At 64.0% G+C, this 15,488-nt stretch carries 12 protein-coding genes and 7 tRNA genes; 4 read left to right on the top strand and 15 right to left on the bottom strand.

What is annotated here, in order from left to right:
* Positions 1 to 8: 8 nt before the first annotated feature.
* Positions 9 to 1,598: a malate synthase A gene (aceB, locus tag U5805_RS14345; protein WP_322104136.1), complete on the top strand. Its 1,590-nt coding sequence runs from the start codon at positions 9 to 11 to the stop codon at positions 1,596 to 1,598.
* 118 nt (positions 1,599 to 1,716) lie between these two features.
* Here aceB and U5805_RS14350 read toward each other — a convergent pair whose 3' ends face one another.
* Entirely contained in the window at positions 1,717 to 2,139 is a 423-nt protein-coding gene (locus U5805_RS14350) for a gamma-glutamylcyclotransferase family protein (RefSeq protein ID WP_322104137.1), read from the bottom strand.
* 155 nt (positions 2,140 to 2,294) lie between these two features.
* Here U5805_RS14350 and U5805_RS14355 point away from each other — a divergent pair, with 155 nt between their 5' ends.
* Positions 2,295 to 3,137: a helix-turn-helix transcriptional regulator gene (locus U5805_RS14355; protein WP_322104138.1), complete on the top strand. Its 843-nt coding sequence runs from the start codon at positions 2,295 to 2,297 to the stop codon at positions 3,135 to 3,137.
* 34 nt (positions 3,138 to 3,171) lie between these two features.
* On the opposite strand, the gene U5805_RS14360 is transcribed toward U5805_RS14355, so the two are convergent.
* The 9 genes from U5805_RS14360 to gltX all read right to left on the bottom strand — a co-directional run bounded on the left by U5805_RS14360 (position 3,172) and on the right by gltX (position 6,399).
* On the bottom strand, positions 3,172 to 3,636 hold the full coding sequence (locus U5805_RS14360) for a GNAT family N-acetyltransferase (protein ID WP_322104139.1): 465 nt from the start codon (positions 3,634 to 3,636) through the stop codon (positions 3,172 to 3,174).
* Between the two features lie 146 nt (positions 3,637 to 3,782).
* A tRNA-Asp gene (locus U5805_RS14365) sits at positions 3,783 to 3,859 on the bottom strand.
* 86 nt (positions 3,860 to 3,945) lie between these two features.
* Positions 3,946 to 4,021: transfer RNA gene (locus tag U5805_RS14370), tRNA-Glu, on the bottom strand.
* A 67-nt stretch (positions 4,022 to 4,088) separates the two neighbouring features.
* Positions 4,089 to 4,165, bottom strand: a tRNA-Asp gene (locus tag U5805_RS14375).
* 86 nt (positions 4,166 to 4,251) lie between these two features.
* Positions 4,252 to 4,327, bottom strand: a tRNA-Glu gene (locus tag U5805_RS14380).
* 60 nt (positions 4,328 to 4,387) lie between these two features.
* A tRNA-Asp gene (locus tag U5805_RS14385) sits at positions 4,388 to 4,464 on the bottom strand.
* A gap of 86 nt (positions 4,465 to 4,550) precedes the next feature.
* Positions 4,551 to 4,626 (bottom strand) — tRNA-Glu (locus U5805_RS14390).
* Between the two features lie 56 nt (positions 4,627 to 4,682).
* Positions 4,683 to 4,758 (bottom strand) — tRNA-Ala (locus U5805_RS14395).
* A 222-nt stretch (positions 4,759 to 4,980) separates the two neighbouring features.
* On the bottom strand, positions 4,981 to 6,399 hold the full coding sequence (gltX, locus tag U5805_RS14400) for a glutamate--tRNA ligase (protein ID WP_322104140.1): 1,419 nt from the start codon (positions 6,397 to 6,399) through the stop codon (positions 4,981 to 4,983).
* Positions 6,400 to 6,813: 414 nt separating this feature from the next.
* Between gltX and U5805_RS14405 the strand changes: the two genes are divergently transcribed.
* Entirely contained in the window at positions 6,814 to 7,863 is a 1,050-nt protein-coding gene (locus U5805_RS14405) for a patatin-like phospholipase family protein (RefSeq protein WP_415914597.1), read from the top strand.
* Between the two features lie 115 nt (positions 7,864 to 7,978).
* Here the strand turns inward: U5805_RS14405 and U5805_RS14410 are convergent, their stop codons facing one another.
* The 5 genes from U5805_RS14410 to U5805_RS14430 form a co-directional block, all read right to left on the bottom strand.
* Entirely contained in the window at positions 7,979 to 8,689 is a 711-nt protein-coding gene (locus U5805_RS14410) for a C40 family peptidase (protein WP_322104142.1), read from the bottom strand.
* 160 nt (positions 8,690 to 8,849) lie between these two features.
* Positions 8,850 to 10,481: a dipeptide ABC transporter ATP-binding protein gene (locus tag U5805_RS14415; RefSeq protein ID WP_322104143.1), complete on the bottom strand. Its 1,632-nt coding sequence runs from the start codon at positions 10,479 to 10,481 to the stop codon at positions 8,850 to 8,852.
* Positions 10,478 to 11,584, bottom strand: coding sequence for an ABC transporter permease (locus tag U5805_RS14420; protein ID WP_415914598.1), 1,107 nt, complete (start codon positions 11,582 to 11,584; stop codon positions 10,478 to 10,480). The genes U5805_RS14415 and U5805_RS14420 overlap by 4 nt, the downstream gene beginning before the upstream one ends.
* 1 nt (position 11,585) lies before the next feature.
* Positions 11,586 to 12,623, bottom strand: a complete 1,038-nt coding sequence (locus tag U5805_RS14425) for a microcin C ABC transporter permease YejB (RefSeq protein WP_322104144.1) — start codon at positions 12,621 to 12,623, stop codon at positions 11,586 to 11,588.
* Between the two features lie 27 nt (positions 12,624 to 12,650).
* Positions 12,651 to 14,528, bottom strand: a complete 1,878-nt coding sequence (locus U5805_RS14430; protein WP_415914599.1) for an extracellular solute-binding protein — start codon at positions 14,526 to 14,528, stop codon at positions 12,651 to 12,653.
* 109 nt (positions 14,529 to 14,637) lie between these two features.
* Here U5805_RS14430 and fabI point away from each other — a divergent pair, with 109 nt between their 5' ends.
* The gene (gene fabI, locus U5805_RS14435; protein WP_322104145.1) at positions 14,638 to 15,426 is read left to right on the top strand and encodes an enoyl-ACP reductase FabI; all 789 of its coding nucleotides are present in this window, start codon (positions 14,638 to 14,640) and stop codon (positions 15,424 to 15,426) included.
* Positions 15,427 to 15,488 lie beyond the last annotated feature (62 nt).

Below are 15,488 nucleotides of genomic sequence, written 5' to 3' on the forward strand. Positions count from 1 at the left end.
GCAAGCAAATGGCAACGTTGCAACTGCCGCAAGGCATGCAGATCACGGCTCAAAACGAGCCCGGCTTCGACACCATCCTCACGCCCGAAGCGCTCGAACTCGTCGCAAAGCTGCATCGCGCGTTCGAGCCGCGTCGCCAGCAACTGCTGAAGGCGCGCGCCGAGCGCACGAAGCGCCTCGACGCCGGCGAACGCCCCGACTTTCTCGCCGAAACCAAATCGATCCGCGACGGCGACTGGACCATCGCGCCGCTGCCGAAGGATCTCGAATGCCGCCGCGTGGAAATCACCGGGCCGGTCGAGCGCAAGATGATCATCAACGCGTTGAATTCGGGCGCGGATTCGTACATGACCGACTTCGAGGATTCGAACGCGCCGAACTGGTCGAACCAGATTCAAGGCCAGCTCAACCTCAAGGACGCCGTGCGCCGCGCGATCTCGCTCGAGCAGAACGGCAAGACCTATCGCCTCAACGACAAGACCGCCACGCTGATCGTGCGCCCGCGCGGCTGGCATCTCGACGAAAAGCATGTGACGGTGGACGGCCAGCGCGTGTCGGGCGGCATTTTCGACTTCGCGCTCTTTCTCTTCCACAACGCGAAGGAGCTGATCTCGCGCGGCAGCGGCCCGTACTTTTATCTGCCGAAGCTCGAAAGCCATCTCGAAGCGCGCCTGTGGAACGACGTCTTCGTGGCCGCGCAGGAAGCCGTGGGCGTGCCGCGCGGCACGATTCGCGCGACAGTGCTGGTGGAAACGATTCTCGCGGCGTTCGAGATGGACGAGATCCTCTATGAACTGCGCGAGCATAGCTCGGGCCTCAACGCAGGCCGCTGGGACTACATTTTCTCGGCGATCAAGAAGTTCAAGAACGACCAGGACTTCTGTCTCGCCGACCGCGCGCAGATCACGATGACGGTGCCGTTCATGCGCGCCTACGCGCTCGAACTGCTCAAGACTTGCCATCGCCGCAACGCGCCGGCCATCGGCGGCATGAGCGCGCTGATTCCGATCAAGAACGACGCGGCCGCGAACGACAAGGCCATGGGCGGCGTGCGCTCGGACAAGGCGCGCGACGCGACCGACGGCTACGACGGCGGCTGGGTCGCGCACCCGGGCCTCGTGCCCATCGCGATGGAAGAGTTCGTGAAGGTGCTGGGCGACAAGCCGAACCAGATCGGCAAACAGCGCGCCGACGTGAACGTGACGGCCACCGACCTGCTCGATTTCCGCCCCGAGGCGCCGATCACGGAAACGGGCCTGCGCAACAACATCAACGTGGGCATTCACTACCTCGGTTCGTGGCTCGCGGGCAATGGCTGCGTGCCGATCCACAACCTGATGGAAGACGCCGCGACCGCCGAAATCTCGCGCTCGCAGGTGTGGCAATGGATTCGCTCGCCGAAGGGCAAGCTCGACGACGGCCGCAAGGTCACGGCCGAACTCGTGCGCGAACTGATCCCGCAGGAACTCGACAAGGTGAAGGGCGTGGTCGGCGGCGACACGAAGCCCTACGAGCGCGCCGCGCAAATCTTCGAACAGATGTCGACGTCGGAAAATTTCGTCGAATTCCTGACCTTGCCGCTGTACGAAGAAATCTGAGCGCGTAGCACGTTGCCTCTCGCATGAAAAAAAACCGGCGGATCGCATCCGCCGGTTTTTTTATGCGCGACGCCGCATGCGTTTTTTATTGCGTGTTTATCATGTGCTTATCGCATGTTTATCGCGCGTTCAGCGCGAGCCGATGCGCGATCCAGTCGCCGCCGACGATCTCGGGCTTGTCCGCCGCGGCGGCGGGCGTGACCGGATAATAAAGGCACGCCACGCGCTCGCCTGCCACTTCGACATGCACTTCGCGCGAAACGAAAAGACCGTCCACGCCCGGATAAACCTGCTCGATTTCGTCGAGCACGGCCACGAGCGCGTCGTCGATTTCGTAGACGTCGCCGATCACGGCCGTTTTGGCCACCGTCTCGCCCGTCTGCGCGACCATGCCCGGATAAGTGCCGAAATCGAACAGGCGGCCCGCGAGCGTCGTCACGCCCAGATGGCGCGGCCGCGCGATCGCGTGACGATCGGCGGCGAGATTGATGTCGTTGATTTCGCCCGCGCGCAGCGTGCCGTAGACGAACACATATTTCATGGCGTGCCTTCTCCGAATGCCGAATCCTGGAAACTTCCCGTGCGTGGCATTATGCCCGGCCATTAAGCGCGCGTGAGTGCGCTGCGCGCCTCGCTGCGAGGCCGCCCGCCTGTGCGTCTACAATGAATGCGCATTTTCGCCCCAAGCCGCCGCTCATGCCCCAGGACCTGCTCACGCCTTCGCCCGAGTCCGAACTCATCGACATTCCACCCGAGTTCGAGCCCGCGCACGCGCATCCGATCCGCGTGCGCTCGCGGCCGATGACGGCCGGCGTGCGCATCGCGCAGCACACGCATGCGTGGGCGCAGCTCGCGTACGCGTCGCGCGGCGTGCTGCGCATGACCACGCCGGGCACAACGTGGATGGTGCCGCCCTCGCGCGCCATCTGGGTTCCGCCGCTCATCACGCACGAAGTCTCGATCGTCGAGGACGCATTCCTGCGTACGCTCTACGTCGACGAATCGGTGATACCGCCGGGTCTCGACGCATGCCGCGTCGTGGAAGTGTCGGGACTGCTGCGCGAAACCATCGCGGCGCTCGACGAAGCGGGCATTGCGCCCGCGCGCGAACGGCTGCTGGGCGCGCTCGCACTCGACGAGATCACGCGCTCCGCGCCCTTGCCGCTGGCCGTGCCGATGCCCGCCGAAAAGCGCCTGCGCGCGCTTTGCGAAGCGCTGATCGCCGACCCGGCCGGTCCCGGCTCGCTCGAATACTGGGCCGCGCATGTGGGCGCGAGCACGCGCACGATCGCGCGACTCTTTCGGCAGGAACTGGGCGTGAGTTTTTCGCAGTGGCGCCAACAGGCCATTCTCGCGCGCGCGATTCCGCTGCTCAATCAGGGGCGGCCGATGGCGGTCGTCGCGCGGGAGCTCGGCTATCAAAGCCAGAGCGCGTTTTCGGCGATGTTCCGGCGCGCGTTCGGCCAAAGCCCTCGCGCGTTCATCGCTCGCGGCGCCAGTGATCGCGACGAGGACGATCGCGAGGACGAAGCGTTCTGAAACGCGCGCGCAGGCGGCAGCGGCTTCAGTGCGCTCAAACGAGCCGCGTCATGTGCCGGATCGAGCCGAGCCGCGCGAGTCTCGGCCCCGCCACGCGATAGCCTTTGCGCAGATACAGACGCGCCGCCGGGTTATCGACGAACACGCGCAGTTGCAGTTCGCGCAGGCCGCGCTCGCGCGCCCAGCGATGCGAGATGTCGAGCAGGAACGTGCCCGCGCCGTTGCCGCGATGCCCTTCGGCGATCTGCACGTCGCGAATGTGCAGCGAATCGCCCTCCTCGGTCACACGCAATACGCCGATCGCCAGGCCGTCGAGTTCGAGGATGAAGTTTTCCGACTCGCGGTAGCTCGCGAGAAAAAGATCGCCGCGCCAGACCAGATGATGCCGCTGGTAATAGCCGCCCATGTTCCGGCGCGTGAGCGACTCCGCGAATTCGAAGTCGTCCATGGAAGCGGGCCGCAACTGGAAACGCGACGGGATGTCGTTCGGTGCGAACATGTCGGCAGCGGGGAGCGAAGTTTCGACAACCGCTACGATACCGCGCAGCCGGGATCCATGGCAGGTTTGTGCGTGCGGCGGCTCGAATCCGTAGACAAAAGCGCAAAAAGAAAAAGCCCGTTGGACGAATCCAACGGGCTTCATTCTGGCGGAGCGGACGGGACTCGAACCCGCGACCCCCGGCGTGACAGGCCGGTATTCTAACCGACTGAACTACCGCTCCAGTGCTGCTTGACTGCTACACCGGCGGGCGTCGGTTAGAAACCCGCTGGCGGCTTCGCCGTACTACCTTGGCGCCGCAATTTGTTTTGGCGTCCCCTAGGGGATTCGAACCCCTGTACTCACCGTGAAAGGGTGATGTCCTAGGCCTCTAGACGAAGGGGACAACACAGGCTTGCGCCTTGAACTACCTGCTGCCCGGTGTGACTGCCCAATCCCGGACAACGCGAATCTGGCGGAGCGGACGGGACTCGAACCCGCGACCCCCGGCGTGACAGGCCGGTATTCTAACCGACTGAACTACCGCTCCAGTGCTGCTTGACTGCTACACCGGCGGACGTCGGTTAGAAACCCGCCGGCGGCTTCGCCGTACTGCCTTGGCGCCGCAATTTGTTGTGGCGTCCCCTAGGGGATTCGAACCCCTGTACTCACCGTGAAAGGGTGATGTCCTAGGCCTCTAGACGAAGGGGACAACACAGGCTTACGCCTTTAACTAAAAAGCCCGCTCAATATTTCTGAACGGGCTTCCATCTGGCGGAGCGGACGGGACTCGAACCCGCGACCCCCGGCGTGACAGGCCGGTATTCTAACCGACTGAACTACCGCTCCAGTTCGACACATTCGGATGGACGTCGGTCGATTTCCACCCGCTGCCTCGCCGAAATCTTTACGATTCGATCGACGACGCTCATGTCTGGCGTCCCCTAGGGGATTCGAACCCCTGTACTCACCGTGAAAGGGTGATGTCCTAGGCCTCTAGACGAAGGGGACATTGATCTTTGCAGATAATGCCTTACTACACTTTACCGCTTTTGACGTTGTTCTGTTGGTGGAGGTAAGCGGGATCGAACCGCTGACCTCTTGCATGCCATGCAAGCGCTCTCCCAGCTGAGCTATACCCCCTTGCAGAACAGAAGCGAGATTTTAAACAGCAATTTCGCTTTCGTCAAGAGCTTTTCAATCGTTTTTTGCAGCGCTTCGAAATTTTCTTGAAACTTCGTTGCCCGATTTGCCGGCTCTTTGCGTGAGATTGGCGACTTCTCGCGCTCCGTATTCAACGGAGCCCGAATACTACAAGAACTCTCGCCCCAGCGCTAGGGCCGGAGCGAAAAATCCCTCAAAAATTTACTGCGCGCCCGAAATTCCGCTTTCGAGGCGGCTCACGACGGCCTCGCGGCCGAACAGCACGAGCACCGCGTCAACCGAAGGCGTGTGCGTCGTGCCGGCCACGAGCAGGCGCGCCGGCATCGCCAGTTGCGGCATCTTGAGCTTGTGCGCCGCGAGCGTGGCCTTGAGCGCCGCCGAAACGCCCTCCTTCGTCCATTCCGCGCTCTTGAGCGCGGCAGCGAGATCGGCAAGCGCCGGGCGCACCGCGTCCGTGATGTGCTGCGCGAGCGCCCCGGCTTCCGGCTGCGGCTCGCGATAGAACATCAGTGCGCTTTCGGCGATTTCCTTGACCGTGTTCGCGCGATCCTTGAACAGCGCCACGACGCCTTCGAGCGACGGCCCCTTGGCCAGCGCCGCTTCGTCGACGCCCAGTTCCGCGAAGAACGGCTTCGACAATTCAGCGAGACGCGCGTTGTCCGCTTCCTTCAGGTAGTGGTTGTTGAGCCAGTTGAGCTTGTTGTGATCGTATTGCGCGGGGGACTTGCCGAGGTGATCGAGGTCGAACCACGCGACGAACTGCTCGCGCGAGAACACTTCCGCGTCGCCGTGCGACCAGCCGAGACGCGCGAGATAGTTGAGCACGGCTTCCGGCAGATAACCGGCGTCGCGATATCCCATCACGCTCATGGCGCCGTGGCGCTTGCTCATCTTTTCGCCCTGCTCGTTGAGCACGGTCGGCAAATGCGCATAGACGGGCGGCTCGGCGCCCAGCGCGCGCAGGATGTTGATCTGGCGCGGCGTGTTGTTGACGTGATCGTCGCCGCGAATCACGTGCGTGATCTTCATGTCGAGGTCGTCCACGACCACGCAGAAGTTGTAGGTGGGCGTGCCGTCCGGGCGTGCGATCACGAGGTCGTCGAGTTCCTCGTTCGAGATTTCGACGCGGCCCTTCACGGCGTCGTCCCATGCCACCACGCCCGTCAACGGATTACGGAAGCGCAACACCGGCTTCACGCCCTCGGGCGGCGTGGGCAGCACCTTGCCCGGCTCCGGGCGCCACGTGCCGTCGTAGCGCGGCTTTTCGCCGGCCTCGCGCTGGCGCTCGCGCAGCGCGTCGAGTTCTTCCGTCGACATGTAGCACGGGTACACGAGACCGCTTTCCTGCATCTGCGCCAGCACTTCGCGGTAACGGTCCATGCGCTGCATCTGGTAGAACGGCCCCTCGTCGAAATCGAGGCCGAGCCATTGCATGCCTTCGAGAATCGCGTCGACCGACGCGCTGGTCGAACGCTCGACGTCGGTGTCTTCGATCCGCAGCACGAACACACCCTGATTGCGGCGCGCGAACGCCCAGGGATAAAGCGCGGAGCGGATATTGCCGAGGTGGATGAAGCCGGTCGGGCTCGGCGCGAAGCGGGTACGGACGGTTTGGGTCATGGGCGGTTACTCGAAAACGAAGCCGGCCGGCGCGCCGCCATCGACACGACAGCGGCCACGGCGGCGGCGGAGAACGGTGGTTCGCGGCGCACACGCTTGCGCGCCCTCAAGGGACGCCTGGCGCGCGAACCGAGCGCGAACTAAGCGCGAACCAGCTGCGAACATAAGCAAGGAAAATCGAGACCGGATTATACCCGCGGCGCACCGGTTCGGCCGGGCTTCGGGGCTTGGGCGGCGCGCTTGCATCGCCGCTCGGTTTCCACCTGGGTCTCCACTTGAGGCACCGCTTTCGGTCCTCGTTGACCGCTTGTATCGAGTCGATTCGATGCATACGCTCGCCTTTCCCCGACGCCCCGCCGCGCGCTGACACACCGCGTTACACGCCCGTCAGCAAACCGCGCAGCGCTTTGCCTTATGATGTCGGCGCACCGCCGACCCGCGCGCGGCGCCGCACGCCGCCTCGGGCCGATCCGGGCCATTTTGGGCCGGCCGCCGGGGACCGCGCGTGCCGCATGGAGAACTTTTTTGAAGCCGTCATCGCACTCGCCGGGCCGCCGCCATTTTTCGCTCGCGGCCGCCTCCACCGTCCTCGCCGCCTGCACGACCGCAGGCACCCAGACCGCCGGCAATCCGCCGCCCGCGACCGCTGCGCCGCCGCTTCAGAAACCGCAGCGACCGATCCGCGTCGGGCTCGCGCTCGGCGGCGGCGCCGCGCGCGGCTTTGCGCATATCGGCGTGATCAAGGCACTCGAAGCGCGCAACGTGCAGGTCGATCTGGTCGCCGGCACGAGCGCCGGTTCGGTGATCGCGGCGCTCTACGCCTCGGGCCTGAACGGTTTCGCGATCAACAAGCTCGCGCTGACGATGGACGAAGCCTCCATCAGCGACTGGGCCATGCCGTTCCGCACGCGCGGCATTCTCCAGGGCGTGGCGCTCCAGAACTTCCTGAACACCACCCTGCACGACCGGCCGATCGAGAAAATGGCAAAACCGCTCGGCGTCGTCGCGACCGATTTGCGCTCGGGCCAGCCGATCCTGTTCCAGCGCGGCAACACGGGCATTGCCGTGCGCGCGTCGTGCAGCGTGCCGTCGATTTTCGAGCCGGTGAAGATCGGCGGCCACGAATATGTGGACGGCGGCCTCGTGAGCCCGGTGCCCGCCGCGTTCGCGCGCAAGATGGGCGCGGACTTCGTGATCGCCGTGGACATTTCGGCGCGCCCGGAAACGGCGTCCACGCTGAGCCAGTTCGACGTGCTCATGCAGACCTTCACGATCATGGGCCAGACGATCAAGACCTACGAGCTCGACAAATACGCCGACGTGGTAATCCGTCCCAACCTCAACGCGATGTCAAGCAGCGACTTCACGCAGCGCAACGCCGCGATTCTGGCGGGCGAGGAAGCGGCCGCGCGCATCATGCCGGAACTCGAACGCAAGTTCGCCGCGGCCCGCGTCGCCGCCTGAGTGCCCGCCCGGATCCGGCGCTAAAAACAAAAAGCCTGCTTCGAAAGAAGCAGGCTTTTTTCTTGCGCTATGGCGGGCGGCGGTGCGACGGCAGCCGGCCAGCCCGGAACCGCGATCAGTTGCCGCCGTTCGGGTCGAACTGGGCGCTCACGCGTTGCTTGAGGCTTTGCTGCTGGTCCGGCGTGAACGACGTCTCGATTCGGCGCGCGCCCTGGAAACGCTTCTCCCAGTAGCCGCTGTCGAGGTCGTCGACGCGGATCGTGCTGCCGGTGGACGGCGAATGCACGAACTTGTTGTCGCCGATGTAAATGCCTACGTGCGAAAAGCTGCGGCGCATCGTATTGAAGAACACGAGGTCGCCCGGCTTGAGGTTGCTCATGCTCACCTTCTCGCCCACGCGGCTCATTTCCTCGGCGCGGCGCGGGAGCGACATGCCCAGCGTGTCCTGGAACACGTAGCGCACGAAGCCGCTGCAATCGAGGCCGGAGTCCGGCGTGTTGCCGCCCCAGCGATAACGCACGCCGATCATGTTCAGCGCGCCGACGACCACGTCGCCGGCTTTGCCGGCCATGCCGGAAAGGAACGAACGTGCGCCGCTTTCAGCCGGAGCCGGCGCCGCGGGAGCGGACGGGGTCGCGTTTTGAAGCGCGCTTTGAATAGCGGGGAGCGACTGGGGATTCGCCGCATTGGACGGCGAAAACGAGGCATTCTGGTTAAAGCTGCTTACATCGTCGGCGAACGCGCCTTGACTTGCTGCCATCAGTACGCCGATGAACATCCCGGTGACGGCGTGCGCGCAAACCTGGGTTAGGTATCGGTGCTGCATGGGTCGGTAGAAATTGCCCGTAAATCAGGGAGTTAGTAGAAAAGTTTGGACGATACTAGCCAGTAAGTATTTGTGTGTCAAAACAAATAGAAAAATTCAATCGCGATACGCACCTCATTGGTGAATTTCACTGAAGTGCGCCCTCAAGATCGCTCAAGGGTCAACGCTCGAATGCGGCTTGTAGTAATTTTCGAGTGTAAGGATGCGCCGGGCTATCGAATATTTTCGAGACTTCTCCACTTTCCACGATGATGCCGTTCTGCATGACCGCGACACGGTGCGCCATCGCACCGATCACCGCAAGATCGTGGCTGATGAATACGTAGCCCAGGTTGTACTTGTGTTGCAGATCCGTCAACAATCGCAGCACCTGTTGCTGGATCGAAACGTCGAGGGCGCTCGTCGGTTCGTCGAGCACGATCACACGCGGCTCCAGCACCAGCGTGCGCGCAATGGCGATACGCTGCCGCTGCCCGCCCGAAAATTCGTGCGGGTAGCGTTGCAGCGCCGTGCGGTCGAGTCCCACCTCGCGCAATACGCCGACGACGCGCTTGCGCCGTTCGTCGACGGATAGATCGGGCCGATGCAGCGCGAGCCCTTCGCCCACGATGCGCTCGATGGTCTGCCGCGGCGAAAGCGAACTGAACGGGTCCTGAAAGACCACCTGGAGGTGCGAGCGCAGCGTGAGCTTCTCGCGCCCCCGATAGCTGCCGATCGGCCGCCCCTCGAACTCGATGTTGCCGGCCGCCGCGCGCTGCAAGCCGAGCATCGCCATCGCGAGCGTCGTTTTTCCCGATCCCGACTCCCCGACGATGCCGAGCGTCTCGCCCTGGCGCACCGCGAGGCTCGCGTCGTTCACCGCGCGAAAGCGCCCCTTTCGCCACCAGCCGCGAAAGCCGGGCAGCTTCGTCGCGAAATCCACGGCCACGTCTTGCGCCTCGAGCAGCACCGGCGCGATTGGCAGCACAGGCAGCACGTGCCGCTCGGGCCGGCTTGCGATGAGCCGCTGCGTGTAGGCGTGCTGCGGCGATTCGAAAATCCGCTCGACGCTGCCCGACTCCACGAGCCGGCCCTTTTCCATCACCGCCACGCGCTGCGCGAAGCGGCGCACGAGGTTCAGGTCGTGCGTGATGAGCAGCACCGACATGCCGCGCCGCTCGGCCTCCTCGCGCTGCAATTCGAGCAGCAGATCGACGATCTGGCCGCGAATGGTCACGTCGAGCGCCGTGGTGGGCTCGTCGGCGAGCAGCAGGCGCGGGCGGCATGCGAGGGCCATCGCGATCATCACGCGCTGGCGCTGGCCGCCCGAGAGCTGATGCGGATAGCTCGACACGCGCCGCCGCGCCTCGGCGATGCCCGTGCGCTCCAGCAGCGCCACCGCGCGCCCGTAGGCCGCCTTCTTCGTCACGCCGTCGTGCAGCACGATGGTTTCCGCGATCTGCTCGCCGATCGTGTAGAGCGGATTGAGCGCCGTCATCGGCTCCTGGAAGATCATCGCGATGTCGCTGCCGCGCAGGCCGCGCATCGCGCGCTCGCTTTTGGCCAGCAGATCGTCGCCGTCGAGCCGGATCGCGCCCGTGGTTTGCGCGTCCTGCACGAGACGCAGGATCGAGAGCGCCGTGACGGTCTTGCCCGACCCCGATTCGCCCACGAGCGCCACGCGCTCGCCGCGGCCAATGGCGAGCGTCACGTCGTCGACGGCAAGCGTTTCGCCAAAGCGCACGCTCAGGCGTTCGATCGACAGCAACGGCGCGGCCGCCGGCGCGGCGATATCCCGGGGTACGGCGCTCACTGGTTGCCTCCGGCCTTCATCGCATCCGAGATACGCGTGTCGAGCGCATTGCGCAGCGCGTCGCCGATGAACGTGAGCAGCAGCAACGTGGCGACCAGCACGCCGAAAGTGGACAGCGCGATCCACCATGCGTCGAGATTGCGCTTGCCTTGCGCGAGCAATTCGCCAAGGCTCGGCGTGGGCGCGGGAACGCCGAGGCCCAGAAAATCGAGGCTCGTGAGCGCGAGAATCGCGCCGCTCATGCGAAACGGCAAAAACGTGATGACGGGCGTCAGGCTATTGGGCAGCACGTGGCGCCAGATGATCTGCCAGTTCGAGAGGCCCATCGCGCGCGCGGCCAGCACGTAGTCCTGATTGCGGTTGCGCAGGAATTCGGCGCGCACGTAGTCGGACAAACCGATCCAGCCGAACAGCGAGAGCAGCACGATCAGCAGCACGAACCCCGGCTCGAAGATCGCCGCGAAAATGATGAGCAGATACAACTCGGGCAGCGAACTCCAGATTTCGATCAGCCGCTGCCCGACGATATCGACCTTGCCGCCGAAGTAGCCCTGCACCGCGCCCGCCAGCACGCCGAGCACCGTGCCGATCAGCGTGAGCACGAGCGCGAATTCCACCGACACGCGAAAGCCGTAAAGCAGGCGCGCGAACAGGTCGCGCCCGCTTTCGTCGGTGCCGAGCCAGTTCTGGCGCGACGGCGGCGCGGGGTTCGGCACCTTGGCGAAGTAGTTGAGCGTGTCGTAGTAGTACGGGTTCGGCGGATAAAGCGCGAAATTGCCCGGAGCGCTGAAGCGCTTGCGTATGAACGGATCGAGATAATCGGCGGGCGTCGGAAAATCGCCGCCGAAGGTGGTCTCGGGATACGCCTTGAAAAGCGGAAAGTACAGATGCCCTTCGTAGCGCACGACGATCGGCTTGTCGTTGCTCCAGAGCGGACCCGCAAGACTCGCCGCGAACGCGACGAGAAACACGATCAGACTCCAGTAGCCAAGGCGCTGCTGCTTGAAGCGCATCCACACGCGCTTCGCGGGCGTGGGCGATTTGAAGGCGCGCACGCTTTCGGTACGCAATTCGGGCTCGGCGCCGGCGCGGACTCGGTTCAAATCAGCGCTCCAGTTGTTCGAATTGAATGCGGGGATCGACCCACACGTAGCACAGATCGGAAATCAATTTGGTCAGGAGTCCGATCAACGTGAAAAGATAGAGCGTGCCGAGCACCACGGGATAATCGCGCCGCACGACCGATTCGTACGAAAGCAGCCCGAGGCCGTCGAGCGAAAACAGCGTTTCGATCAGCAGGCTGCCCGTGAAGAACGCGCCGATGAACGCCGCCGGAAAACCCACCACGAGCGGCAGCAGCGCGTTGCGAAAGACGTGTTTCCACAGCACGGTGCGCTCGGACAGCCCTTTCGCGCGCGCGGTCAGCACGTACTGGCGGCGAATCTCCTCGAGAAACGCGTTCTTCGTGAGCATCGTCGTGACGGCAAAACTGCCGACGACCGAAGCCGTTACCGGCAGCGCGATGTGCCACAGATAGTCGAGAATCTTGCCGCCGAGCGAGAGCGTGTCCCAGTCGTCGGAAGTGAGATTGCGCAGCGGAAACAACTGCAAAAACGTGCCGCCGCCGAACAGCACGAGCAACAGCACGCCCAGCACGAAGCCGGGGATCGCGTAGCCCACCAGCACGACAAGACTCGTCACGAGGTCGAAACGCGAGCCGTTGCGCACCGCTTTCGCAATGCCCAACGGCACCGATATCAGGTAAGTGAGAAAGAAGGTCCACAACCCGATGCTGATCGACACCGGCAGCTTCGAGACGATGAGCGACCACACGCTCTGATGGTGGAAATAGCTTTGCCCAAGATCGAAGCGCGCGAAGCGGCTCAGCATGAGGAAGTAGCGTTGCAGCGGCGGCTTGTCGAAACCGTAGAGCTGCTTGAGTTGCGCGATCTGCTGCGCGTCCACGCCCGAATGCGCGCGCATGCCGAACGGCATGCCCTGCTCCGCGCCGCGCCGCAATTCGCGCACCGCCTGCTCGACCGGACCGCCCGGCACGAACTGGATCACGGCGAACGTCAGCGTGAGTACGCCGAGCAGCGTCGGGATCATCAGCAGCAGGCGTTTGACGATGTAGCTCCACATGATTCGATGCTTTCCGCCGAGGTTGTGTTACTGACGCGCCGCTTGCGGCTTGAACCACCATGTCGAGATGATCCAGTCGACCGCGCCATAGTACAGCGGCAAGGTCGACGGATACGCGAGCGCGCTGCGATACGCCACGCGGTGCGTCGCGCTGTACCACTGCGGCACCACATAGTAGCCGTGCATCAATACGCGGTCGAGCGCGTGCGTGGCGTCGAGCAATTGATCGAGCGTTTGCGCCTGCGTGAGCGCCTTGAGGATCGCGTCCACCGCCGGCGACTTCACGCCGATCAGATTGCCCGAGCCCGGTTCGTCGGCGGCCTTGCTGCCGAAGCGGTCGATCTGCTCGGCGCCCGGCACCTGCACATCGGGGAACTTGATGGTCGTCATGTCGAAGTCGAACGCATCGAGCCGCTTCTGATACAGCGCGAAATCCACCGAGCGATAGTTCACGCGAATGCCGAGCCGCGCGAGCGCCTGCGAATACTGCGCCATGATCGGCGCCCATTGCGACGACGCGGCGGTGTCGTCGAGCACTTCGAATTCGAACGGCTCGCCCTTTGCGTTGCGCAGCGCGCCGTCGCGATAGGTCCAGCCCGCTTGCGCGAGCAGTTGACGCGCCTCGAGCAGATTCGCACGCAGCGAAGCGGGCGGCGTGGTGACGGGCTGCGTGGGCGGCGGCCCGAACACGGCCGGATCGAGCGACTTGCGCCACGGCTCCAGCAGCGCCAGTTCGCCCGGCGAAGGCAAGCCCTTCGGCTGCAACGGCGTATTCGCGAACCAGCTATCGAGGCGGCGATACTGGCTATAGAACAGCATGCGGTTGAGCCACTGGAAATCGAGCGCGAGATCGAGCGCCCGGCGCACGCGCACGTCCTGAAACACGGGCTTGCGCAGACTCATGACGAAGCCCTGCATGCCGGTGCCGTTGTGCTGCGGAAATTCGCGCTTGAGCAGCTCGCCGCTATCGAACTTCTTGCCGACGTCGCGCCGCACCCAGTTGCGCGAGACGTTCTCGACGAGCACATCGTATTCGCCGGCCTTGAAGGCTTCGAGACGCGCGACATCGTCGGAATACAGCTTGTAGGTGATGCGCTCGAAGTTATTCGTGCCCGCGCGCACCGGCAAATCCTTGCCCCAGTAATTCGCATCGAGCTTGTACGTGATGGTGCGGCCGTTCGAATAGCGGTCGATCACATATGGGCCGCTGCCGATCGGCTGCTCGAACGCGAGCTGGTCGAACGCGATGCGCGTGCCGTCCGGGCGCAGGCCCCACTTGTGCGAGAACACCGGCATGCCGCCCACGATCAACGGCAGCTCGCGGTTATTCGAGCGAAACTCGAAGCGGACCGTGGCGGGATCGACCACCACCGCGCGCGTGATCTCGCCGAAGTACGCTTGCATCGACGGCGCGGCCTGGCGGCTTTTGAGCATGTCGAGCGAGAATTTCACGTCGGCGGCGGTCACGGGGTCGCCGTTGGAAAAGCGCGCGCGCGGATTGATATGAAACGTGACCGAAAGCGCGTCGGGCGCGATGCGAATGTCGTCGGCCAGCAGCCCATATGCCGAAGCCACTTCGTCCATGCTGCCCGTCGTCAGACTTTCGAACAGCATGCCGAGACCGGGCGCGGCGTTGCCACGCAGCGTGAACGGATTGAACTTGTCGAAACTCGTGAGCCGGTCGGGATTGGCCAGCACGAGCGTGCCGCCCTTCGGCGCGGCCGGGTTCACATAGTCGAAATGCGTGAAACCCTGGCGATATTTCGGTTCGCCGTATTGCGCGATGGCATACACCGCCTGCGCCGAAGGCATCGTCATGAACCCGAACGCGAGCGCCACCCCCACGGCCATCAGCACCTTGGCCAGCGCGCCATGCGCCGTTCTGCCTCGCGTTCGAGTCGTCATAGAAAGGGATTTGTCCGAGGTGCCTTGTCAGTTGTGAGAGAATTCTACCCAAACCACGCGGCGCCGCCCCTACAGGCGCCCGACGCATTGACCTGATTTAGGAGAATTCATGGGCTTTCTCGCTGGCAAACGCATTCTGTTGACCGGCCTGCTGTCGAACCGTTCGATCGCCTACGGCATCGCGCAGGCGTGCAAGCGCGAAGGCGCGGAACTGGCGTTCACCTACGTCGGCGACCGCTTCAAGGATCGTGTCACCGAATTCGCGCAAGAGTTCGGCAGCGACCTCGTGTTCCCATGCGACGTTGCGGAAGATACGCAAATCGACGCTCTTTTCGTTGATCTTAAAAAGCACTGGGACACGCTCGACGGACTGGTGCATTCGATCGGCTTCGCACCGCGCGAAGCGATTGCGGGCGACTTCCTCGACGGCATGACGCGCGAGAACTTCCGTATTGCGCACGACATCTCCGCTTACAGCTTTCCGGCGCTCGCCAAGGCAGCCAAGCCGATGCTCGCGGAAAACGCGTCGCTGCTCACGCTCACCTATCTCGGCGCCGAGCGCGCCATTCCGAACTACAACACGATGGGCGTCGCCAAGGCCGCGCTCGAAGCGAGCGTGCGTTATCTCGCGGTGGCGCTCGGTTCGCAAGGCGTGCGCGTGAACGGCATTTCGGCCGGCCCGATCAAGACGCTCGCGGCCAGCGGCATCAAGGGCTTCGGCAAGATTCTCGACTTCGTCGAACAAAACGCCCCGCTCCATCGCAACGTGACCATCGAACAGGTCGGCAATTCGGCGGCCTTCCTGCTTTCCGATCTCGCCTCCGGCGTGACGGCCGAAATCATGCATGTGGATTCGGGTTTCAACGCCGTGGTCGGCGGCATGGCCGGCCTCGAATGAAGCGCTGACCGCTTCGTTGCGCATGCAACGACAGCAACGAAAAAGCCGCCCTGTGGGCGGCT

This window comes from Paraburkholderia sp. J41 (assembly GCF_905220235.1).
Lineage (GTDB): Bacteria > Pseudomonadota > Gammaproteobacteria > Burkholderiales > Burkholderiaceae > Paraburkholderia.